This window comes from Hwanghaeella sp. LZ110, from assembly GCF_048892525.1.
Lineage (GTDB): Bacteria > Pseudomonadota > Alphaproteobacteria > UBA8366 > Aestuariispiraceae > Pacificispira.
Genome location: NZ_JBLZHT010000001.1, coordinates 148,360 through 172,024, shown reverse-complemented (window position 1 = coordinate 172,024; position 23,665 = coordinate 148,360). Strand labels below are relative to the sequence as shown.

Annotated in this window: 19 protein-coding genes; 4 read left to right on the top strand and 15 right to left on the bottom strand. The window is 55.2% G+C overall.

From position 1 onward, the window contains the following. Positions 1 to 3: 3 nt before the first annotated feature. From sdhA to sdhC, 3 genes are read right to left on the bottom strand one after another with little or no spacing between them, the layout of a single operon-like run. The gene (sdhA, locus tag ACOSDM_RS00770; RefSeq protein ID WP_420722557.1) at positions 4 to 1,797 is read right to left on the bottom strand and encodes a succinate dehydrogenase flavoprotein subunit; all 1,794 of its coding nucleotides are present in this window, start codon (positions 1,795 to 1,797) and stop codon (positions 4 to 6) included. Between the two features lie 57 nt (positions 1,798 to 1,854). Next, positions 1,855 to 2,235, bottom strand: a complete 381-nt coding sequence (sdhD, locus tag ACOSDM_RS00765) for a succinate dehydrogenase, hydrophobic membrane anchor protein (RefSeq protein ID WP_420722556.1) — start codon at positions 2,233 to 2,235, stop codon at positions 1,855 to 1,857. Between the two features lie 35 nt (positions 2,236 to 2,270). Then, complete coding sequence (gene sdhC / locus ACOSDM_RS00760; protein ID WP_420722555.1) at positions 2,271 to 2,657, bottom strand: succinate dehydrogenase, cytochrome b556 subunit; 387 nt, start codon at positions 2,655 to 2,657, stop codon at positions 2,271 to 2,273. Positions 2,658 to 3,787: 1,130 nt separating this feature from the next. Here sdhC and ACOSDM_RS00755 point away from each other — a divergent pair. Together ACOSDM_RS00755 and ACOSDM_RS00750 are read left to right on the top strand one after the other, a co-directional pair. After that, entirely contained in the window at positions 3,788 to 4,819 is a 1,032-nt protein-coding gene (locus ACOSDM_RS00755; RefSeq protein ID WP_420722554.1) for an amino acid ABC transporter substrate-binding protein, read from the top strand. Positions 4,820 to 5,033: 214 nt separating this feature from the next. Beyond that, positions 5,034 to 6,971, top strand: a complete 1,938-nt coding sequence (locus ACOSDM_RS00750) for an ATP-binding protein (RefSeq protein ID WP_420722553.1) — start codon at positions 5,034 to 5,036, stop codon at positions 6,969 to 6,971. A gap of 99 nt (positions 6,972 to 7,070) precedes the next feature. Here ACOSDM_RS00750 and ACOSDM_RS00745 read toward each other — a convergent pair whose 3' ends face one another. The 7 genes from ACOSDM_RS00745 to ACOSDM_RS00715 form a co-directional block, all read right to left on the bottom strand. Next, entirely contained in the window at positions 7,071 to 7,991 is a 921-nt protein-coding gene (locus tag ACOSDM_RS00745) for a DMT family transporter (protein WP_420722552.1), read from the bottom strand. Positions 7,992 to 8,000: 9 nt separating this feature from the next. Beyond that, complete coding sequence (locus tag ACOSDM_RS00740; protein ID WP_420722551.1) at positions 8,001 to 8,873, bottom strand: 3-hydroxybutyryl-CoA dehydrogenase; 873 nt, start codon at positions 8,871 to 8,873, stop codon at positions 8,001 to 8,003. A gap of 98 nt (positions 8,874 to 8,971) precedes the next feature. After that, complete coding sequence (locus ACOSDM_RS00735; RefSeq protein WP_420722550.1) at positions 8,972 to 9,769, bottom strand: maleate cis-trans isomerase family protein; 798 nt, start codon at positions 9,767 to 9,769, stop codon at positions 8,972 to 8,974. 44 nt (positions 9,770 to 9,813) lie between these two features. Beyond that, positions 9,814 to 10,125, bottom strand: a complete 312-nt coding sequence (locus ACOSDM_RS00730) for a hypothetical protein (RefSeq protein WP_420722549.1) — start codon at positions 10,123 to 10,125, stop codon at positions 9,814 to 9,816. A 104-nt stretch (positions 10,126 to 10,229) separates the two neighbouring features. Then, positions 10,230 to 10,865, bottom strand: a complete 636-nt coding sequence (locus tag ACOSDM_RS00725) for a LysE family translocator (protein WP_420722548.1) — start codon at positions 10,863 to 10,865, stop codon at positions 10,230 to 10,232. A 3-nt stretch (positions 10,866 to 10,868) separates the two neighbouring features. Beyond that, positions 10,869 to 12,047, bottom strand: coding sequence for an NAD(P)/FAD-dependent oxidoreductase (locus tag ACOSDM_RS00720; protein ID WP_420722547.1), 1,179 nt, complete (start codon positions 12,045 to 12,047; stop codon positions 10,869 to 10,871). Next, the gene (locus ACOSDM_RS00715; RefSeq protein ID WP_420722546.1) at positions 12,047 to 13,720 is read right to left on the bottom strand and encodes a thiamine pyrophosphate-binding protein; all 1,674 of its coding nucleotides are present in this window, start codon (positions 13,718 to 13,720) and stop codon (positions 12,047 to 12,049) included. Before ACOSDM_RS00715 ends, ACOSDM_RS00720 begins: the two co-directional genes overlap by 1 nt. A 180-nt stretch (positions 13,721 to 13,900) precedes the next feature. On the opposite strand from ACOSDM_RS00715, the gene ACOSDM_RS00710 reads away from it, so the two are divergent. After that, positions 13,901 to 14,797, top strand: coding sequence for an NAD(P)-dependent oxidoreductase (locus tag ACOSDM_RS00710; protein ID WP_420722545.1), 897 nt, complete (start codon positions 13,901 to 13,903; stop codon positions 14,795 to 14,797). Between the two features lie 103 nt (positions 14,798 to 14,900). Beyond that, a complete protein-coding gene (locus ACOSDM_RS00705; RefSeq protein WP_420722544.1) occupies positions 14,901 to 16,442 on the top strand; it encodes a sensor histidine kinase in 1,542 nt (513 codons plus the stop codon). 15 nt (positions 16,443 to 16,457) lie between these two features. Here the strand turns inward: ACOSDM_RS00705 and ppdK are convergent, their stop codons facing one another. The 5 genes from ppdK to ACOSDM_RS00680 form a co-directional block, all read right to left on the bottom strand. Next, positions 16,458 to 19,127 (bottom strand): pyruvate, phosphate dikinase, encoded by a 2,670-nt coding sequence (gene ppdK, locus ACOSDM_RS00700; protein ID WP_420722543.1) that lies wholly within the window; start codon positions 19,125 to 19,127, stop codon positions 16,458 to 16,460. A gap of 54 nt (positions 19,128 to 19,181) precedes the next feature. Beyond that, positions 19,182 to 21,389, bottom strand: a complete 2,208-nt coding sequence (gene glyS, locus ACOSDM_RS00695; RefSeq protein WP_420722542.1) for a glycine--tRNA ligase subunit beta — start codon at positions 21,387 to 21,389, stop codon at positions 19,182 to 19,184. Next, on the bottom strand, positions 21,382 to 21,609 hold the full coding sequence (locus ACOSDM_RS00690; protein ID WP_420722541.1) for a hypothetical protein: 228 nt from the start codon (positions 21,607 to 21,609) through the stop codon (positions 21,382 to 21,384). Before ACOSDM_RS00690 ends, glyS begins: the two co-directional genes overlap by 8 nt. Before the next feature lie 299 nt (positions 21,610 to 21,908). Continuing rightward, positions 21,909 to 22,787, bottom strand: coding sequence for a glycine--tRNA ligase subunit alpha (locus ACOSDM_RS00685; protein ID WP_420722539.1), 879 nt, complete (start codon positions 22,785 to 22,787; stop codon positions 21,909 to 21,911). Between the two features lie 169 nt (positions 22,788 to 22,956). Beyond that, positions 22,957 to 23,547 (bottom strand): hypothetical protein, encoded by a 591-nt coding sequence (locus tag ACOSDM_RS00680; RefSeq protein ID WP_420722538.1) that lies wholly within the window; start codon positions 23,545 to 23,547, stop codon positions 22,957 to 22,959. Between the last annotated feature and the right edge of the window lie 118 nt (positions 23,548 to 23,665).

Sequence of the window (23,665 nt, the reverse complement as noted above, 5' to 3'; positions counted from 1 at the left end):
CTCTTAATAAACGCGGGCCTTGGGCGGGATGGCCTGAACATCATTGGTCATCGGGCTCATCGTAACGGGGCGATAATCCAGTTTCACCGTTCCGTCCTCATTCAGCCAGGCCAGGGTGTGTTTCATCCATTCCTTGTCGTTCCGCTCGGAATAATCCTCCCGGGCTTGCGCGCCGCGGCTTTCCTTGCGGTTTTCCGCGCCAACAATAGTGACCATGGCCTGGCCGATCAGGTTTTCAAATTCCAGTGTTTCCACCAGATCGGAATTCCAGACCATGCCGCGATCAGAAACAGAGATATCGTCCTTATCGGCCCAGATCTTCTTCAATTCATCAATGCCTTCCTGCAGGACTTCGCCGGTGCGGAACACAGCACAGTTATTCTGCATAACATGCTGCATACGCCCGCGAAGTGCCGCAGTCGTGGTCGATCCTTTGGCATGACGCAGCCGATCAAAACGATCAATTGCCGCATCAGTCGCATCCTTAGTCAAAGGCCGCGTCTTTTCCGTCGGATCCACGGTTTCTGCGCATCGATTGGCGACAGAACGCCCAAACACGACCAGGTCCAGCAAGGAATTGGATCCCAAGCGGTTTGCCCCATGAACGGATACGCATGCCGCTTCCCCCGCCGCCATCAGACCCGGAACGGGAGAATTCGGATCCCCGTCCTTCAGAGTGACAACCTCACCATGATAATTGGTCTGAATGCCGCCCATATTATAATGGCAGGTCGGGATAACCGGAATCGGCTCCTTGGTCACATCGACACCGGCAAAAATTTTCGCGGTTTCTTCAATGCCAGGCAGGCGCTCATGGATGACCGCCGGGGACAGATGTTCCAGATGCAGGTGGATATGATCCTTTTTCGCACCAACGCCCCGGCCTTCCCGGATTTCCATGGTCATAGAGCGGGAGACAACATCCCGGCTGGCCAGATCCTTAGCAGACGGCGCATAGCGTTCCATAAAGCGCTCGCCCTCTGAATTGGTCAGATAGCCGCCTTCCCCGCGCACGCCTTCAGTGATTAGACACCCCGCCCCGTAAATGCCCGTCGGGTGGAACTGAACGAATTCGCAATCCTGCAGCGGCAGACCGGCGCGCAGCACCATGCCACCGCCATCGCCTGTGCAGGTGTGGGCAGACGTCGCTGAGAAGAAGACGCGGCCGTAACCGCCGGTCGCCAGCACTGTCTGTTTTGCGTTAAAGCGATGCAGCGTCCCGTCATCCAGGTTCCAGGCGAGGACGCCCCGGCAAGAGCCATCGTCATCCATGATCAGGTCGATGGCGAAATATTCGATAAAGAATTCCGCGTCATGCTTCAGCGATTGTTGATACAGCGTATGCAACATCGCGTGTCCGGTCCGGTCGGCGGCGGCACAAGTGCGCTGTGCCGCCGGACCTTCTCCGAATTTCGTTGTCATGCCGCCAAAGGGTCGCTGATAGATCTTGCCGTCTTCGGTGCGGCTGAAAGGCACGCCATAATGTTCCAGTTCGACAATCGCGGGCGCGGCTTCGCGCACCATATATTCGATCGCGTCCTGGTCGCCTAACCAGTCAGACCCTTTGACAGTGTCATACATGTGCCAACGCCAGTCATCCGGGCCCATATTGCCCAGAGCTGCCGAAATCCCTCCCTGCGCTGCAACGGTATGAGAGCGGGTCGGGAACACCTTGGTGACACAGGCTGTCTTCAGACCTTTTTCTGCCAGTCCAAACGTGGCACGCAACCCGGCGCCGCCAGCCCCCACGACGACGACGTCATAGGAATGATCAATCACGGTATAGGCTTCAGTCATTCTCGGATCCCTCTTTCGGGTTAGTCCGTGTTTTCAACAAGCAGCGTTTTCCGCGCATCAGGCGGTAAAGGCCACCTTCAGCACCGCAAACACCGCAGCAACCGCCAGCGCGACAGAGGCCAGCTTGACCACCAGCATGACACCAACTTTTGCGGCTTCGCCATGGATGTAGTCCTCTATGACGACTTGCAAACCCAATTGCAGGTGATGGAATGTCGCACCGATCAGCAACACCATCATAATGGCGTTGAAGGGAGAAGCGAGCCAGTTAGCCATTTCGCCATGCTCTGCCCCGGCATGCCCCACCATTGAAAGGATAAACCACAGCGTCAGCGGCACCAGCGCCACCGCTGTCACACGCTGCATCCACCAATGATGCGTTCCACTGCGGGCCGATCCCAGTCCGCGCACCTGGCCAAGCGGTGTCTTCAAACTCATCTGTATATCCCCTGTTGTCTCTTACGCCACCAGCGTCAAATGGCGAAATACCCAATGATCCATGTTACCAATGTCAGGCACGCCGCCACGATGGGCACGGCATGTCCTGTCCTTTGGGCCACATCCAGATCAAATCCATGGCCTGTATCCCAGACCAGATGTCGAACACCATTTGCAAGATGATAAAACAAGGCAAAGGTCCAGCCGAACAAGAACAGTCGACCAAAGAAGCTGCCCATAACGGCTTGCGCACTCCCGAAGGCTTCAGGCCCTGTCGCCAGCGCCACCAGCCACCAGACCAAAAGCAACGTCCCAACCCCCAGCGCAATACCCGTCGCGCGATGAAGGATGGAATAGGCCATGGTCCACTGCCAACGATAAATCTGCAAATGCGGAGATAGCGGTCGATTTTCCGTCGTCATGCTTTGATACCTTTTTTGACTACTCGCCTCAGCGGCTGCGCACACAGTAAGGTCTCAGCCCGAACTGTCAAAATGTTTTGCATTGCAGCAGGATTACGGCACCTCAAATAGACCCGGCGCTATACAGAAAATCCAAACAAAACAGGCGGTTAAAAAACCGCATTAAACAATTGTGGATAAGTCTGTGAGTAAATTGTTATTAAATTGTTATTAAGTATAAATACACTCAACAACTTTTTTTACATTGTTATTACTTTTTTGTAGACTTCGTTGTAATGCGAACGCAAGATTTTATCAACGCGGTTGTTGTGACTTCAGTCTTTAATTTTTGTTCTTGTTACTGAACTTCTGGTTCAGTGAGAGCATAGATAAAGAGATGGAGGGGTGGCTCAAGGCCCTTTGGGATTTTGACCACAACAACGCCAGACGGTTCGAAACATCATTCTCGCGGATGGCGTTTCATGAAGGGCCGAATGGGGTGACTGTCGGCTGGACGGGCTTGCGATGTTTTGGGCAACCGGGACATTCTTGCATCCGGAAAGATCGGTGGTCTCTGTGACAGATACCCGCGCGGGCGACGCATCTCCCCCTTGGGAAACGCGACCGGCGTGGCGGCGAGTAGAATGACCCGAAGACCAGGTGCTTTGCCAGGGTGACCAGGACATCGGATCGGACCAAAAGCCGCACTGGATCGTCATTGATGTTCACGACACTGCGCTGACGCGTGGGAGGCCTCGCTCTCCGGAGGCTCCGTGAAGCCGCTACGGCTTTGGCTGTGGCAGCATCGTCACCGGGACGACGCCAGACGTCCTGACTGTCGATTCGGAGCCTCGCGCGCGTCCTTCAAGCCGCCGCATTCAGGTGAAAACCTCACCAGGATCGGCTAATCGAGGGTGAGACACACCACCCGGTGTGCTTCCCTCGACCAAGGGGCTTGAGAACAAATCGGGCGTTCGATCCACAGGGTCGAACGCCCGTTTTCTGTTCGCCGGATTCGCTGCTAACGATATTGTGAACACCAAATAATTGCGGCTTTCACAGTAGTTGTTATCGTTAACGAAGTTGATTAAAGTCTCTGTTCAAAAACATTACAAATGCGCGGTTTTTGCGCAAAAAACTGTGGGGGGTTTATGCCAGTCTGGCGCTTTAGCAGTATCATCGGCATTCTTTTTGCCCTTTCATTTGGTACTCAAGCTTCGGCCAACACACTGGAAACAGTTCAAGACAGGGGTCTGTTGCGCTGTGGCGTCGTCAACAGTGGGGTTGGGCTTTCAGAGATCGACCTGCAAGGGCACTGGCAAGGATTTTTCCCGGATTTCTGTCGATTCATGGCAGCTGCTATTCTGGGGAATGCCGATGCTGTAGAATATATTGAGGTTAACTACGTAACGCGGTTCGAGGCCCTTAATGCGGATGCGTTCGATGTCCTTATGGCCAATACGACCTGGACCGCCGGACGGGATATCGACCTGAAACTGGCCTTCACACATCCCCTGTTTTATGACGGCCAGGGCTTTCTTGCTCATCGATCCGTCGGCTTAGACTCTGTTGCGGATCTTATTGGCGATAAAACCTATTCCGTCTGTGTCAGCGATGGAACGACCACCATTGAAAATCTGCGTGATCTGGTTGCCACGAACAATTTGAACCTGAAAATCATCACATTCCAGTCCGTCGAAGGTGTTTATGACGCTTTTTTTGCACGGGTATGCGATCTGATGACACAAGACAGGGTGGCGCTGGTGTCACAGCGCTTGAACCGGGCTGCTGATCCCTCCAGTTTTGTCCTTTTCCATGACATCATTTCTAAAGAACCTCTGGGACCCGCCGTTCGGGAAAATGATCCACAATGGTATGACATCGTGCAATGGACGATTTATGCCACCATGATGGCGGAAGAAAATGGCATCACGCAGCAAAACGTCGATACTTTTCTGAATTCCGCGGAACCGGAAATTCAGCGCCTTCTGGGTGTTGTGCCTGATATCGGCGACTCACTGGGTCTGCCCCGGGATTGGGCCTATCAGGGATTGAAACAGGTTGGCTCTTACAGCGAGATTTATGATCGCACATTAGGCAAAAACTCTTCCATGGGGCTTGAAAGAGGTTTAAATGCCCTTTGGTCAGATGGTGGTCTTTTATACACGCCACCACTGCGCTAAAGTTGGACAAATTGGCTCCATACTGCGCATTATTGTACTTTGGCGCAGGGAACAAAGAAAGAGATTGAATGCTGTGCGGGGGGGCGTTGACACGCGGGGAACGCGCGAATTTGTTCAATGCTCAGTTTTCTGTGAACCCTTTACTGTTTTCTGACTTCCCTATTTCAATGGAAATGTATTCCAGCCTTCGCGCTTGTTTTGAAAGCCGATAGAAATGCGGTGGTCCCTGATTTCAGTTCGCCTGGTCATCGCCATATCCCTTTTTGGATTGGTGACATGCGGGGCTTTGCTGACGGCAGTGCTCAGTTTTGATGACATGCGGCGCGGCTATGACCACATCGCAACGACAACCGTCCCGGAACTGATTGCAGCGTCCCGTATTGGCCAGACAGCGCAGGCCATCGCATCCACGGCGCCCGCGCTCAGTTCCGTTGAAACCCATCTGCGCAAAGAGGCGGTAAATCATCGCATCACCGACCAGATCAAACTTCTGGACGCCTATTTGAACGATTTACAGAATCTGGTTGGGGTATCAGAAACGGCCGCCCAGTTGATTGATCGTATCCGACAAAGCCGTGATGCGCTGGTGCAAAACCTGGAAACACTGGATAAAACAGTCAGTGAACGCATTACGGTTGAAGGCAGATTGATCGAAACCTATGCCACCGCACGGTCCATCATGGACCGCCTGCAAGAGGCGCAGGATGACGCGATCTTAGCGATGGGTTCAATTGATCTGCATGCTGAATTGCCCGGGAACGGTACATTGCACCAGAAATGGTACCGACCAATGGAAGCAGCACTGATCAATGTCCTGGCCGTTCGCACCTTTGATTCTGATGTCCTTGTGGAACAGGCAAACGACAGGGCCGCCGGTTTTCTGGCAACCGCCCAAAACGCATCGGTGGTATTCGAACCTTATCTGACAAAGGATATGATTGAGAGACTGCGGGGCTTGGAAGGCGAGGCACGGTGGCTGATTGAAGGGGATAGGGGGATCTTTGGTCTGGTCCGCAAACGGCTGGAATTGTTAACCAATCTCAAAGGATTGCTGAATTCAAACATATTCCTTGCCAACCGGTTTGTCGGTTCTGTTGCAGACCTGACCTTAGTGTTGCGTGAAGATACGCTTAAAAGCTCTCTGGCATTCAAGGAAATCGCTTATTCAAAATGGCTGATTTTACTTGGCGTGATGGGGGGAAGCATTGCGGCTGTCATCATCCTGTCGCTCTATGTGCGCAAACGTATCGTCCGGCGCCTGAATGCCCTGCGGGACTCCCTGATCGCCCGGGTTAGTGGCCAGTCCGTGCCAATCCCTGTGGATGGTCAGGATGAAATCGCTGATATTGGACAGGCCGCCGCCTACTTTGCCGAAGCAGTCGCAGAGCGGGAACAAAGCCTGTATCGATCCAAGGAAGAAGCCGAACATCTGGCCCGGGAGGCAGAAGCCGCCAATCGCGCAAAATCCGTATTTCTGGCAAATATGAGCCACGAATTGCGCACCCCCCTGAATGCCATCATCGGGTTTTCAGAACTGATTGGCAGCGGCCAGATTAAACAGAACCGCAATCAGGAATATGCAATGGATATCAATGACAGCGGTCGCCACCTGCTGGAACTGATCAATCAATTGCTGGACTATTCCAAAATCGAAGCAGGCGAACGTGATCTAGCCATGCGGGCGATCAATGCGTCAGAAGAACTGACATCGCTGGAAAAACTGATTCACCAACCCTTGGAGCGCCGGAATCTGACGATTGCCAATATGCTGGATCCAGACCTGATGGTTTGGGCTGATCGCACTGCCTTCAGGCAGGTCCTGCTGAATCTATTGACCAATTCCTGTAAATTCGCCTACGAACATTCCACAATCACCGTTAGCGCCACCACGGAAAATGGCATGGTCGCCATTGAAATTGCTGATCGTGGAATTGGCATTGGTGAAACCCACCTAGCCAGGGTCATGCAACCTTTTCATCAAGAGACGGAAACCTATATTCGCCCGTCGGGCGGCACAGGTCTGGGTCTGGCAATCGTCGAATCTCTGGTTCAGATGCATGGTGGCGTCGTGACGTTGACCAGCGAGAAAGGGATTGGCACATCGGTTACGGTAAAGTTCCAATTAGCGCAAACCGATATACCACCAGCCTAAAGCATTATGTGCTCGCAAGCGCTCACACATAATGCTCTAACCATTTGTGTTTTCAGCAAATACGTCGTCGCACACAGATCCGTTCGCGCAGGTTTTTCTCTAACCAACTCTACCCATCTCCGCGCGGATTGCACACCACAGACCCACCAGGATTGGAACGCCGCCCAAAAGGGTCATTGCCGGGATTGCTTCGTTAAAATAGACCAATCCCAGAAAGCCGCCGATGATCGGCTCCCCCAACAGGCAAATCGCTACAAAAATGGGGGAAACCCGACCCAGGGAATGATTGTACGATGTGTGACCGATCACCTGGCTGACAAGGCCTAATGCCAAAATCGCCAACCATGCCTGTTGCCCCAGACCGGACACCGAAACGCCCATAACCAGGCCTGCGATGATCAGCGTGACAGCGGCACTGCCATAACACAGCGTCACGTATTGACTGGTTTCCAGATACTGACGGACATGTTTTCCAATCATCAGATAGCCCGCCATGGCCATGCCCCCCAGCGTGGCAAGGCACAACCCGACAGGATCCCCTTGTGGATTTCTAAGCCCGTCCCACCCGATCAGGGTCAATCCTACAAGGCATAACAGAATCCCGATCAGCACCCCGTTTGGCGGTCGCCCGCGACCAAGTGCTGTTTCAGCCACGACCACCCAAATCGGTGACAGGCTGACCAACAAAGCGCTTTCAGCAATAGTCAGGCGTTGGACAGATTCAATCCAGCTTGCGAAATGCACGGCCAGAAACAGGCCGGACACTAAAGAAAAACCGATCAACACCAAGCCTGATGGCCGCACGGCACGGACCGATCCACGCATTCCATACAAGGCAAAGGGCAGAAAAACCAATGTCGCAATTCCAACCCGCGCCGCGGCAATCAGCAAGGCTGGCGCATCCCCCGCCAATCGCACAAAGATAACACCGTGACTGACTGCCGCCAGTCCGATCAACGCAACCAGCACCATCATGCCACGATGGGGCTGAAGCATCGGGCTGTTAACCGGGCCTGTCATTTGTCAGGGTCAACGTGTCGGGCGGGGAATATCTTCCGCATAATCATAGAAACCCCGCCCGGTTTTGACACCCAACCAGCCCGCCTCGACATATTTGACCAACAGGGGACAGGGGCGGTATTTCGCATCCGCCAGATCCGCATGCAACACGGACAGGATCGCAAAACACGTATCCAGCCCGATGAAATCAGCAAGCTCCAATGGCCCAAGGGGATGGCGCGTCCCCAGCTTCATGGCGGTATCAATGGCGGTTACACTGCCTACCCCCTCATACAGCGTGTAAATCGCCTCATTGATCATCGGCAGTAAAATACGGTTGACGATAAAGCCTGGAAAATCCTCTGATACGGCAACAGTTTTGCCCAGGGCCTCTGCATAGGATTTAAACTTTTCAAAAGTTTCATCTTTTGTCGCCAGTCCCCGCACCAGTTCCACCAGCGGCACTGATGGAACTGGATTCATGAAATGACAGCCGCAGAAGCGATCCGGGCGATCGGTAATCGCCGCCAACCGCGTGATGGAAATCGAAGACGTATTGGTCGCCAGATAGGCCTGATCACTCATTGCCGCCGTCGCGGATTTCAGTATCTCGCGTTTGACCTCTTCATTCTCTGTGGCGGATTCAATCACCATTTCGCAATCAGACAGCATACCATAGTCTGTGCCAGTCTGAATAAGCGCAAGAGCCGGGGCGATTTCCGCCGCATCAATCAGGCCACGCCGTGCCTGTTTGTCCATGGACTCCTTGATTTTCTCCAGTGCGATGGACAATGCATCCTGTGAAATGTCCAATAAGCGCACTTTTGCACCGGCTAAGGCAGAGACATGGGCGATCCCATGACCCATCTGACCTGCACCGATGACGCCGATGGTCTTAAACATCGCCGTCTCCTTTCCCGCATGGCTGGCCGCCCCTCGTTTCGGGGGCGGTCCTTATGTTGCAGTGCAACTTTGAGCCGGACAGCTGCATTATGCAAGTGTCATAGTGTAAACAACCGTCCCCATTGCGCCAATTGATCCTGAATACCGGCAAGCCTCAGGCTGTGCCAGGCAAGAACCTGATTGGATGACAGGACGGGTTTGCCCAATTCCGCTTCCAGCGATGCAATAGCATCGGCCAATCGAACGCTGGTGCAGGAGACAAAAACGCAATCGACATCGTCGCGCTTGCCTAAAGCCAAGACGGCCCGGCGCAGACTGTCTGTCGTGATGCAGGCTACGATATTGTCATCGGGTTCATTGAAGGACCCGAAGACAGGAACTGTGTAGCCCCGTGCCTCTATATATCCACGCACAAGCTCGTTTACGTCACGCGTATAGGGGGTCAATACAGCAATTCGGCAGACATCCAACGAGTCGAATGCCGCAAAGGCAGCCGTTATTGGAGTATTGGGTCGCGCTTCCGGACGACCCTTTTTGATTTGACCGAAGACCCGATCTTCACCCAACACGATGCTGGCCGACGTGCAGGCATAGGCCAGCACATCCAATTGCGCATCGGGCAAAATAAGCGCGGCCTGACTGGCGATGGTGTCTTCCATCGCTGCCAGGGTTGTGGGCGTTATGATGGCTGAACTAGCAATACGGGTGAAATGGACCGCCACGCCGGGCTGGGCAACCATCTCCCAGAATTCATGCTCTACGGTGTGATCGCTGGCCAGAACCACGGCGCCAATGCGGGCGCGTGCAGCCAGACCGGCGCTCGCTTGAAAGGGAAAATCAATAAAGGACCTGTCTGGAGCATCCACCAGCGACTCATCCACCAGCGACTCGGGCACCCTACACCCCCTTCCCCACGGACTGGATCAACGATCCACTGCCGCTATTGTTTGACCCGCGATGGGCGACGGGTCATGCCTTCAGGCACTTCTTCCGACTTACTATCGATGAACACACGCTGCCAAACCATCGCCCCTTTGTCGGATTTCACCAGCATCCAGGTGCGCCCAAAGGCCGTATCGACCATTAATGTCCCAGGTTTGCCATCAATAGTCGTCGGCATGGTCAAATACCGACCAGGCGCGGTCAAAGACGCCCCGTCGTCCGATGATTGCGCCACAGCAATCCCTGAAAAGGTTAAGGACCCAACCAATAAACCTGTCACCAAGGCAGCAGTTTTCAAAAAGCGCATCATTGTGAACATCCCTCCAAACAAGATCATTTCGCACCAACAATCCGATGCGCTATCGGCACTGTACAGCGCAGAACGCTTGGGGGGAAGCATCTATGCGAAGGTCTTTATACAGGACGGCGGGCCAGGGCCAACCCGATGCCCGTCGCCAATAATAAAGTCCCCGTGATGCGGGCGCGCAGCACGGCCCGTTTCGCATCCATCAGATAGGGTCGAATACGCCCGGACATCAGGGCATAACTACCGTCCAACAAAATGGCCACGCCAATAAAGCTTGCCGTCATGATCACAACCTGTGGGGCTGGCGGCAATCCAGCGTCGATGAATTGCGGAAAGAAGGCGATGTAAAACACGATGGTTTTGGGATTGGTCAACCCGGTCAGGAAACCATGTATGAACGTCCGCTTGAACGATTTCCGCCGGTTCGCCTTGGCATCCTGCAAAACCGCCGCTGAGGATCGCCATTCCTTGATACCCAGGTAAATCAGATAGGCAGCACCCACCCATCGCACAATATCGAACAGTTCCGACATCAGTGTCAGGGCGGCGGTAAGACCGATCGCGCCCGCTATCAGCAATATCGCGGTCCCGAAATTCGCCCCCAGGCTGGTGCTGATACCATAGCGGGTACCATGCTTCAGGCTATTGGCAATAACCAGGGTCACGACGGGCCCGGGCATCAGAACCAGAAGTGCCGAAGCAAGCAGAAACGCACTGAACAATTCAATATTTAGGACTTCCATGATCTATATTACCTCTGTTTCTTCCAGCGGCCGCCCTGCCGCAATGCGTTCATATCCAAAAACGGATAAATCGATGCTGCGATATGCTCCATGGGTTATCATTTCCGCAATTCCACGCCCGACCGCAGGGGATTGCTGCATGCCATGCCCGCTGAACCCATTAGCAAAATAGAAATTCGTAAGGTCTGGATGGGGCCCTAGAATGGAATTGGCATCCAGCAAGCACATCGCATAATGACAGCCCCAGGCAGAAACCTGCCGGATGGCCTCAAAGGCGGGCACCCGATGCGCCAATGTGGGCCACAGATATTCTTCAAACTGATCATAGGCGACATCAAAGTCGGTGTTCTCTGGATCCTCTTCCCCGGGATTTGGGGAGCGACCGCACAGGAACCCCTTCCCTTCTGCCCGAAAATACGTGCCCGAACTATCAATCACCAACAGGTCTTGCGGCACTGGATCGCGGCTTTCACAGTAGAAAACACAGCGCTTGCGGGGAGAGACCGGAAGGTCCGCAATCCCTGCCATGTCCGCCACCCATCGGGCTCGGCCTCCGGCTGCATTTACAAAGGCACCGGCGGGCACAACTTCCCCCATGTTTGTAACCGCCGCAGTCAGGCGTCCGCCTTCACGCTTAAACCCTGTGACTTCCGCCTCGCGATATACGACCCCCATTGAAATGGCCTTTTTCCGAAAGGCGCGGGTCAAGGCATAGCCGTCGAACCATCCCTCTCGCGACAAACCGACATGGGCAACGACCAGATCCTGAGCGTTCAACCAGGGAAACTTCTTTGCAATGGCATCGGGCCCGACAAATCGATCCACTTCAGCGCCACTGTCACGCTGAATGGTCAGAATTTTGTCAAAAGCCCCCTGCTGAGACTCATCGCCTAGAAACAAATACCGGCCTTCATGAAACTGGATGTCAGGGGCGTCGCCCTCAATCCCCAAATGATAGCCAACCTGGGTTAGGAAATCATAGCCATAGCGGGAGATGGCGATGTTCTCCGGTGTTGAAAATTGCTGACGGATCGATGCGACAGACCGGGCAGATGTGGAAAATTCATAGCTGGGATCCCGCTCGAACACCGTCACGGTGCCTTGAAAATCAGGGTCCAGTGCAAGAAAATACGCTATTGCACTGCCAATCACGCCCCCACCAACGATTACAACGTCCGGCATCACGCACCGCCGCGCAATTTTGTTATCGTCGTGCCAAAGGAGATCGCTTCAGGCGATGTCATCAATTCGATCAATGCCGGCCCCTTATATGCGCGCGCCGCTGCAAAGGCGGCTGGGAAATCAGCCGTCCGCTCAACCCTTGTGCCCCAGGCACCATAGGCTTCCGCCAATTTCGCAAAATTCGGATTGCTGAGATCGGTCCCAGACACACGCCGGGGATAATCCCGCTCCTGATGCATGCGAATGGTTCCATAGGTGCTATTGTTGGAAACGATGATCGTGATATCCAGATTGTGCTTCATTGCTGTCGCCAGTTCCTGGCCATGCATCATGAAACAGCCGTCCCCGGCAAAACAGATCACCTCCTGATCCGGTGCATCCAGCTTTGCCGCCACGGCCGCAGGCAGTCCATAGCCCATGGAACCGGATGTGGGTGCCAACTGCGTCCGGAAGGACCGGAACTGATAATAGCGATGCACCCAGCCTGCATAATTGCCCGCCCCATTGCAGATAATCGCGCGATCATCTGTGGACGCATCGACATGTTTGACGACCTCTTCCATCTTCACGTCCCCTGGCGTTTCGATGGGTGTCAGGCTGCTTAAATACGCTTCATGCAATTTGCCAACACGGTCTTGATCCCGTTTCATGGGTGCAACATCAACCTGTGACAGGGCTTCGGCAAAACCCTGTGCGGTCGATACGATGGCTAGTTCCGGGCGATAGACCCGCCCGATTTCCGACGCGCTGGGATGGATATGAACAAGGGTCTGCTTTGGATTCGGACTTTCAACCAGACTATAGCCGCTGGTCGTCATTTCCCCTAAACGCGCCCCAACAACAATCAGAAGATCCGCATCTTCAATCGCTGACTTCAGGCTGGGAATGGGGCCTATACCGCTGTGCCCAACATAACTGGGATGGCGATTGTCGATGTAATCCTGTGTGCGGAAAGAGCTGCAAACCGGCAGTGCCGCACGATCACAAAAAGCCTCTACCTGTTGGCGGACCTGATTGGACCAACCGGGGCCTCCCACCATCATGATCGGTCGCTCCGCCATTTTCAGCAGATGTGCCAATTGCGACATATCATCCTGACCTGGTCGCGCCTTGGCAGGATTTGCCCGCACAGCATCTTTCACAACCACCGATTCCCGCAGCATATCTTCCGGCAGGGCCAGAACGACAGGGCCCGGACGCCCAGATTGGGCGATATGATAGGCCTGACTGACATATTCGGGAATACGATCCACCCGATCAATCTGGGCCGCCCATTTTGCCAGGGGCGCAAACATCTGGCGATAATCCACTTCCTGGAAGGCTTCCCGATCCACCATGTCGCTGCCAACCTGACCGATAAACAGAATCATGGGCGTGGAATCCTGATAGGCGATATGCACCCCGGCAGAGGCGTTTGTCGCGCCGGGGCCACGGGTGACGAAACAGACGCCGGGCTCCCCCGTCAGTTTCCCATGGGCATCTGCCATCATGGCCGCACCGCCTTCCTGGCGGCACACAACCGGTTCAATCTCCGGCACATCATACAAGCCATCCAGGACCGCCAGATAGCTTTCCCCCGGCACCAGAAACACCCGCCGGCACCCCTGTGCACGCAATTGATCCGCCAGAATGCGCCCGCCATGACGCATCGTGCATTGTCCGGTAACACTCATCTGATGTGATCCTTGTACTGAAACGAAATGTGACAAACCCTATGCGCCTCGGGGGTGGGTCGGCAAGCTCTGTGCGATGTTTTTATCCAAGGCTTCGGTTTGATCTGGAAAAACCCTTTGTCAAACGGCACAGTCCCGATAATCACTTAAGATGAAAACAAATCAAAGGAAGCGCGTAAAATGAAAGACGGCGGTATTATCGGCTTTATCGGCACCGGCATTATGGGTGCGCCCATGGCGAAGAACCTGGCCCGTGCTGGCTTTAAGGTCAGGGCGTGGAATCGGTCTTCATCAAAAACTCAGGCCTTGCTGGAATTTGGCGTGGAGACCGCCCCAACCGCCGCAGAGGTTGCACAGGATTGCGATGCCGTAATCATCATGCTGAGCGACGGCCCAACATGCGATCATGTCCTGTATGAAACGGGGGATCATGGCGCGCCGGTGCTGCCTGCGATGAAGATTGGCGCCAATCTGGTGGTTATGTCATCCATTCCTGTCGAAACCGCGCGGGATCAGGCAGAAAAAGCCACAGCGTGCGGGATTGGATATCTGGATGCCCCGGTATCAGGGGGGGAAAAGGGGGCAACAGACGGCACTTTGGCCATCATGGCGGGCGGCGAACAAACTGCTTTTGATGCCCTTGTCCCAGCCTTCAAGGCAATGGGTCGCCCCACCCGCATCGGACCCGCGGGCACCGGACAATTGGCCAAACTGGCAAACCAGATCATCGTTGGGAATACATTGGCCACTGTTGCAGAGGCATTGATCTTCGCGAAAATGGGGGGGGCCGATCCTGCCGCTGTCCGTGCAGCTTTATTGGGCGGATTTGCGGATTCAACGATCCTGCAACAACATGGGGAGCGGATGTGTGTTGGCAACTGGAAGCCCGGCGGCCTTTCCCGCTATCAATTGAAGGACCTGCGCACCGCAATGGCCTTTGCAGAGACAATCAACGCGACCTTACCCGTCTCTGAACTGACGACTGGTCTGTATGAGGACACGGTCAGCCACGGCGATGGCGACAAGGATCAAAGTGCTGTCTATCTGGAGCTCGCGCGGCTGAACGGCCTGATATAGGATGCCGGGACAAGCGGCCTAGCCTTAACAGTCAGATCGCCCTTGCTAAAAACCACAATCCTGTGGACGATGGTATTTTAAGACAAAGGAATTGATCTGGGTTATGCCGCAGGATGAGTCTCAACCTGCCTCAACAGGCATTCGTCGATCTGTTCACAGCCGGTTTCTGGGCGCCTATATTCCTGCCGTAATTGTGACACTGGCTTTCTTCATCGCCGTATTCGAAATTTTCACCTATCGCACCGCCGTCAGCGACCTGAGCCAGAAAGCCCAGCGTATCGGCACCAACCTGTCTGTTGTCCTGGCCCACCCGCTGGCGCGATCGGACCTGTCCAGTGTCACAGCACTTCTGAACAATGTCATTCAGGATGAAGATGTAGCAGAAGTCGCAGTCAGCCGCCCGGACAAGACGACTCTGCACCGGGAAATGAGGCCTGATGCACACCCAAACCCGTCCCTTTCCGTCAACCGTCCCATTAAATTGGGCAGTGACTTAGGTACCACTACATTAGGCACGGTTCATATCATTATGTCAGACTCCCGTGTCACATCTGCAAGGCGGAGTCGTCTGTATTTCATTGCGTTCCTATCAGTCCTGCTGCTGGTTGCGATGGCGATTGTCGGGTCCGTGGTCTATCGGCGCACCATCGGCACCTCCTTGAACCAGCTGATCCAGGTCATCAATCAAACGGAACATGGCAGCGACGCAAAAGAGTTAACTGTGCAGCGTAACGACGAAATTGGTGAAGTTTTTCGTGCCTTCAACAGGATGCGCGACCGACAACGGCAACATGATCAAGACCTGGATAATGTTCGCGCCGGGCTGGAAAAGCGGGTGCGGGAACGCACGATGGAACTGAAATCCGCCCATGACGCCGCCTTATCAGCGAACCGCACCAAGAGCCAGTTTCTGGCTAATATGAGCCATGAATTCAGAACGCCCCTGAACTCCATCATCGGGTTTTCGGAAATTCTTGCCAGCGGCATCGTATCCGATCCAAAAATGCTGACGGAATATGCCAATGATATCCGCGAAAGCGGGCAGCACCTTCTAACCCTGACCAACGATCTGTTGGATCTGTCAAAGGCTGAGGCGGGTAAACTGGAGTTGCATGAATCTCTGATGGATGTCACCAGCACGATAGAAGCCTGCACGAACATGGTGCGAAACAGCGCCCAGGAGAAAGGCCTTACAGTATCGATCAGTGTTCCGGCCTCCTCGCCCACGATTTCCGGGGATGAGCGGAAGATACGTCAGATGATCCTGAATTTGCTGTCAAATGCAGTGAAATACACGCCCCAGGGTGGAACCATCACCCTGTCCAGTCGCCCATCACCGGATGGCGGGTTGATTTTGGCTGTGCAAGATACCGGGATTGGAATTGCGCAAAAGGATCAGGAGCGGGTGCTGCAACCTTTTGTCCAGGTCAACAGCGCCTATACCCGCAAACAAGCTGGAACCGGATTGGGGCTGCCGCTGGTGCGCATTCTGGCCGAATTACATGGCGGCTATCTGACCCTGTCCAGCACGCCTGGATCAGGCACCCTGGTCAGCATTCACCTGCCCGCAAGCCGCGTTCAATACGACAGCCGCATCACCCTGACCGGTTCCCCGGGCAAGGTCTCTCAACTGGAAACAAAATAGGAGCAGAAGCCCGGCCTACTTTTGGTCCGCCTGTATAGAGGCTTGCGCGGCTGCCAGGCGTGCAATCGGCACCCGGAACGGACTGCAAGACACGTAATCCAGCCCCAGTTCCTCGCAGAAGGCGATGGAGGCCGGATCTCCGCCATGTTCGCCGCAAATGCCAAGCTTGATTTCCGGGCGGGATTTACGCCCACGCTCCACAGCGATACCGATCAATTCACCAACGCCATCCCGGTCAATGGTCTGGAACGGGTCATGCTCTATGATGCCATAGCGCTGATAATCGTTCAGAAAGGTGGCGCTGTCATCGCGGCTGATGCCAAAGGTCGTCTGCGTCAGGTCATTCGTCCCGAAAGAGAAGAATTCCGCCGATTGTGCAATTTCTTCCGCCCGCAATGCGGCACGGGGCAATTCGATCATCGTCCCGATCGTGTACTTCGGGGCGATGCCGGTTTCTTTCTCAACCTCTGCTGCGACCCCTTCGATGCGGCTGCGCAGCAGGTCCAGTTCCTTTTTGATGGAAACCAGCGGGATCATCACTTCACACAGCACCGCCTCTCCTGATTTATTCTGAACCGCAACGGCAGCTTCGAAGATCGCGCGGGCCTGCATTTCACAGATTTCCGGGTAGCTGTTCAGCAACCGACACCCGCGGTGACCCAGCATTGGATTTGATTCATGCAATTGGGAGGCGCGTGCCTGTACCAGTTTCGCATCCACCGCCAGGCTTGCGGCAAGCTCCTGGAACTCTGCTTCTTCCCGGGGCAGAAATTCATGCAATGGCGGGTCCAGCAGGCGAATGGTGACCGGCAGACCCTTCATGATGTCAAAAATCGCCTCGAAATCGCCGCGCTGCATCGGCAGAATGCGGGCCAGCGCTTTGCGGCGGCCGGCCTCGTCATTCGCCAAAATCATTTCGCGCACGGCCAAAATGCGGTCGCCTTCAAAGAACATATGTTCGGTCCGGCACAGGCCGATACCCTCTGCCCCAAAGCCGCGCGCGGTCGCAACATCTTCCGGCGTTTCGGCATTGGCGCGGATGGCCATGCGACGATGGCTGTCAGCCCATTCCATGATGCGCGCAAAATCACCAGACAGTTCCGGCTGAACGGTCGGCACGCGCCCTTTCATGATTTCCCCGGTCGACCCGTCGATGGTGATCCAGTCCCCCGCCGCGACAATCACGTCGCGTACACTGAACCGTCCGGACTTATAGTCGATGCGGATATCACCAGCCCCCGCAACACAGGCGCGCCCCATGCCGCGCGCAACCACGGCCGCGTGGCTGGTCATCCCGCCGCGTGTGGTCAGTATGCCTTCAGCGGCATGCATGCCATGAATATCTTCAGGCGAGGTTTCGATGCGAACCAGCATCACCTTTTCGCCCAACTGCGCCAGCTTTTCGGCTTCATCTGCTGAGAACACAACAATGCCCGACGCCGCGCCGGGAGAAGCCGGCAAACCCTTCGCGATGACATCGCGTTTTGCCTTAGGGTCCAGGCGGGGATGCAGGATCTGATCCAGGGATTGCGGTTCGACCCGCATCACGGCCTCGCGGCTGTCGATCAATCCTTCGTCTGCCATTTCACAGGCAATGCGGATCGCCGCCGCGCTGGTGCGTTTCCCAGACCGGGTTTGCAGCATATACAGCTTGCCCATCTGGACCGTGAATTCGATATCCTGCATGTCGCGATAATGGGTCTCCAGCAGAGTGCGAACCTCACACAGTTGCTGGAACACTTCGGGCATCACTTCTTCCATCGCTGGCAAATCGGACCCATGGGCCTTCTTGCCGGCAATTGTCAGATGCTGGGGTGTGCGAATGCCGGCCACAACATCTTCACCCTGTGCATTGACCAGATATTCACCATAGAACAGGTTTTCGCCGGTCGACGGGTTGCGGGTAAAGGCGACACCGGTAGCGCAGGTATTACCCATATTCCCAAAGACCATGGCCTGAACATTGACCGCCGTGCCCCATTCTTCTGGAATATCATGCAGGCGTCGATAGGTGATCGCGCGGGGCGTCTGCCAGGAATTAAACACCGCCCCGATGGCGCCCCAAAGCTGTTCCTTCGGGTCCTGGGGGAAAGGTTTACCCAACTGATCCGCGACCAGTTTCTTATAACGCTCTATCAAGGTTGTCAGATGCTCGGCAGTCAGGTCCGTATCTGAAACCGCGCCGGTCTCGTCCTTGATATCTTCCAGCGCTTCTTCGAAATGATAATGTTCTACATCCAGCACGACATTGCCGTACATCTGGATAAAGCGGCGATAGCTGTCCATGGCAAAGCGACGATCTCCGGATTGCTGGGCCAGGCCCTCCACCGTCTCGTCATTCAGGCCCAGATTCAAAACCGTATCCATCATGCCGGGCATTGAGGCCCGCGCCCCCGACCGGACAGAGACCAATAGCGGGTTTTTCACATCGCCGAACTTGGCCCCAACGATCTCTTCAACCGCAAGCAGGGCCTTTTCAGCCTCCGCTTCCAGATCAGCCGGATAGGTTTTGCCATTGGCATAGTAATGGGTGCAGACATCGGTCGATATGGTGAAACCCGGTGGCACCGGCAAACCGATATTCGACATTTCTGCCAGATTGGCGCCTTTGCCCCCCAGAAGATTGCGCATATCCCGCGCGCCTTCCGCCTTACCATTCCCAAAACCATAGACCCATTTGGTCATTGTATCGTCCAACCCTTTTCGTTTTGTATGTTCGTCGAAAGGAAACTCACGCAATTAACCTTCAATCTGTCCAAAGTCTGCAAGCGTACCCATCACGCTGCGGATGCGCGCCAACAGCAGCAGGCGGTTTTGTCGCAGGTCCGCCTCTTCGGCATTGACGATGACGGCCTCAAAGAACGCATCAACCGGCTGGCGCAACCCGGCCAGGGCAGCCATGGCCCCTGCAAAGTCTTCCGTTTTTATACAGGCTTTAACCTTGCCCTCAGCAGCATCCAAGGCAGCCGCCAGTGCCGTTTCTTCCGGCGTGGCAAACAATGCTGAATCCGGCTTGCCGAAATAGGTCGTACCGTCCTTCTTTTCCTCAGCCCGCAGGATGTTTGCGGCCCGACGATAGGCGGTCAGCAGATTGGCCCCGTCTTCGCTTTCCAGGAAGGCTTTCAGTGCATGGACCCGCGCGACAAGACGCACCAGATCATCCTCATCCCCAAGCGCAAACAGCGCCTGGATCAGGCTGTGCGAAACGCCCTCATCCTTCAAATGCACTCGCAAGCGGTCAGCGAAGAAGGAGAGGAGGTCGGATATTTTATCATTAAAACGTGTGTAAACGTGAGTAGCGGATTCATCCGAATGAAAGGCGACCTCATCTGCCATGTGAATTGGCAGGCGCGGTTTTGCAACTCCCGCTTCCAATTGCGCTTCTAAACTTATTCTGTCCGACCGAGCATCGCTCTCTTTAGACAAAATAATGAACTGATCCAAAAAAACTCGATTCAAATTAACTTTAATTCCATTTTCAAGAATCAAACGGATCACACCTAAGGCGGCACGGCGCAGAGCGAAGGGATCCTTCGATCCTGTTGGCTTCTCATCAATCAGCCAAAAGCCAACCAGCGTGTCCAGTTTCTCCGCTAGGGCGACGGCAACGGACAAGGGCGCGGTTGGACACGCATCATTCGGGCCGGCGGGCGAGTAATGATGGGCAATCGCGTCTGCAACAGCAGGTTTCTCATTTTGAGCCAGTGCGTAATAGCGGCCCATGATTCCCTGCAATTCCGGGAATTCACCAACCATTTCGGTCGTCAGGTCAGCCTTCGCCAGTTTTGCAGCGCGACAGGCATCTACCGGGTCACAATCAGGGATGTATTTCGACAGCTCTGCAGCAAGGGCAGCAATCCGCTCCACCCGCTCTGCAACCGTGCCCAGCTTGGCATGGAACACGACCTTTTTCAGGTCTTCAACGCGGTCTTCCAATTTGGTGGCGCGGTCCTGGTCCCAGAAGAATTTTGCATCGGCCAGGCGGGCGCGCAGGACGCGTTCATTCCCAGCGATAATCTTTGCGCCCCCATCGGCGGCCTTCATATTGGCAACCACGGCAAAGCGCGGGGCCAGACTGCCATCGGGCCGGATCAGGGAGAAATACTTCTGGTGCGCCCGCATGGAGGTCGACAGCGCCTCTGCCGGGACATCCATGAATTCATCGTCGATCTTGCCGATCAGCACATCTGGATATTCGACCAGATTGGTGACTTCCTCCAACAACGCCGGATCGTCCTTGACCGTCAGCCCTTCGCGATCCGCAGCCGACCGCAACCCATCCAGAATCGCCTGCTTGCGCTCTTCCGGGTCCAGCACGACATGGGCCTCGCGCAGCTTGGCGATATAGTCGCTGAAATTCAGAACCGTGAAGGGCTCCGGCGACAGGAAGCGATGGCCGGATGATGTGTTGGAAAAGGCAACAGTCGCACCGCCCAGATCAAAATCCCCTGCCAGGGCCGCGCCATCAAATACGGCAAGAATACGATGCAGCGGGCGTACCCAGCGGAAGCTTTGCGCGGCAAACCGCATGCTTTTCGGCCAGGGCAAGGCGCGGATCGCTGCCTCAATCAGACTCGGCAGCACATCAGCGCTGGCCCCACCCTTTTTCTCTACAACCGCGATCCAGACCGGGCCTTTCGGCGTGTCCTGCTGTTCGCATTGATCCAGACTGTCCAGACCGGCGGAGCGCAAAAAGCCCTGAACGGCCTGGTCGGGCGCGCCGACTTTCGGGCCCTTCTTTTCCTCCCGCAGATCGGGTTGGCGGGTCGGCAAGCCTTCGACGACCAGGGTTAAGCGGCGCGGGGTCCAGTAAATTCGGGTCTCGTCAAATGTCAGATTGGCCTTTGTCAGCCCATCCGTGACCAGACGCTGTAAATCGCCCGCAGCCTGACGCTGCATGCGGGCCGGAATTTCCTCACTGAAAAGCTCGATCAGAAGCTCAGCCATAATGGCGCCCCTTCACAGTGACACCATCGTCATTCCCGCGCAGGCCGGACTCCAAGGCCACACGCCCAACATTCTGCCGGTTGCCCTGGCCCCCGGACAACCGCTCCGCAGTTTCCGGGACAGTCTTGCTGCTGTCATTGGCCGCCCGGAACAAGGGCAGCGCACGATAGCCCAACCCGGATCCGCCACCGGTTAGTGGAAGCGAATGTTGAACAATCACTCTCTCCCTATTGGGGCGGGAGGATGGGTCTTTTACTCCCTCCCCCTTGAGGGGGGAGGACGGGTCTTTTACTCCCTCCCCCTTGAGGGGGGAGGGTTGGGGTGGGGGTGACAAGGCCGCAAGGCCTTCATCAGAAACCTGCTGTGATGCGGAGGAGAGAGAACCCCCCTCCCAACCTCCCCCCCTTGAGGGGGGAGGGGTAAGATATGGGGCTCCCCCCCTCAAGGGGGGAGGGGTAAAAGATGGGGCTTCCTCCCTCAAAGGATGGGTGACAGCTGTCTTGTTTTTCATGTCATTGCTCATGCGGGTAACTCCCCTTGGCTTTTCAGCCAGGCTTCGGCGCAGGCCTTTGCCAGGGCGCGGACGCGGCCGATATAGGCCTGGCGTTCGGTGACCGAAATCACGCCGCGCGCATCCAGCAGGTTGAACAAGTGACTGGCCTTCAGGCATTGGTCATAGGCAGGCAGCGCCACGCCACCGGCGATCAAACGGCCACATTCATCCTCTGCATCCTGAAAATGGCGCAGGATCATATCCGTGTCGGCCAATTCAAAATTATGCTTCGAATATTCGACTTCCGCCTGATGATAGACATCGCGATAGGTCATCGTATCGTTGAAGCGCAGGTCATAGATATTTTCCACACCCTGGACATACATCGCCAACCGTTCCAGCCCATAGGTCAATTCGGTGGAAACCGGGTTACAGTCAAACCCGCCGACCTGTTGGAAATAGGTAAACTGGCTGACCTCCATCCCGTCGCACCAGACTTCCCAACCCAATCCCCAGGCCCCCAGGGTCGGGCTTTCCCAGTCGTCTTCGACAAAGCGAATGTCATGTTCCAGCGGATCAATGCCAATCGCCTTCAGGGAGCCGAGATACAAATCCTGACTGTTCGCCGGGGATGGCTTCATAATCACCTGATACTGATAGTAATGCTGCAGCCGGTTCGGATTTTCGCCATAGCGGCCATCGGTCGGGCGGCGCGACGGCTGCACATAGGCCGCCTTCCAGGGCTTGGAGCCCAGCGAGCGCAAGGTGGTCGCCCAATGGAATGTGCCCGCGCCAACTTCCATGTCATAGGGTTGCAAGATCACGCAGCCCTGCTTGGACCAATACTGGTGCAGTGTCAGAATGATATCTTGAAAACTGGCGCCGGTGCGCTGTGATTGGCTCATAGATCCGCCGGGACTCGTGAATGGGGTTCGATTAAGTCTGGTCCTGTCGATGCCGCCGGTTCGCGGTGCGGCGCACAATAACGACGCGACTGTCCTGAATCAACGCCGGTTTTCGGGGAAATTACACGCCTGCGACAAAATGAAGACATTCTGTCGCCCAAGATAAAATTCAGTAGACCCGCGGAGCCTCGTAACAGGTTTGTAATCGCCCGATATTCTCCGCCAACAGGGCCAGTTGGAACTTATACAGATGGGATTGGCCGGAAACGTCCTTGAACTGAACAATCGCATGCTTTCCAAAGAAAAAATCTGCAATCAACTGGTTATAGATATTGTCGGTCCAATCGATATAGTCTGGATTAACCGCCCGAGTCTGTTCGTTAAAAACCTCAGGCGATTTGCCAAACCGGTCTTCATACATTTGCGCGGTACGGGCAAAAAACAGCGCGGATCGCATATTGGGCAGCACGGCGAAGTAATGGCGGCGCGTCTCGCCCCCATCGATGGTGACATCAAATGCCATCGGCTTGGTCGGTTTATTGATTTCCGCACCATGACCGAAAATCACACGCGGATTGGTGTTATCGCTGTCACACAGGAAAAACAGGAATGCTTTGCCATCTTCTGCAGCCAGACGCACGCCGATCAGATGGCTGTTATCAACGGGATCCTTACCATCCACCGGCACCAGAATCTGCTGACCCTGCGCCACAGCCAAGCCGGCATTGCAGAAAAGCAGGCCAAAAACCCCAGCCAGCATAGCAATCAGACCAAAAAAACATCGACCCTGTATCCGCATGGACGGAAGTGTATCAAGGCCCTGCCCGCTGGGAAAGATGGCAAAAGCCCCTATATAGCGTAATTCATCGAGGTCAAAG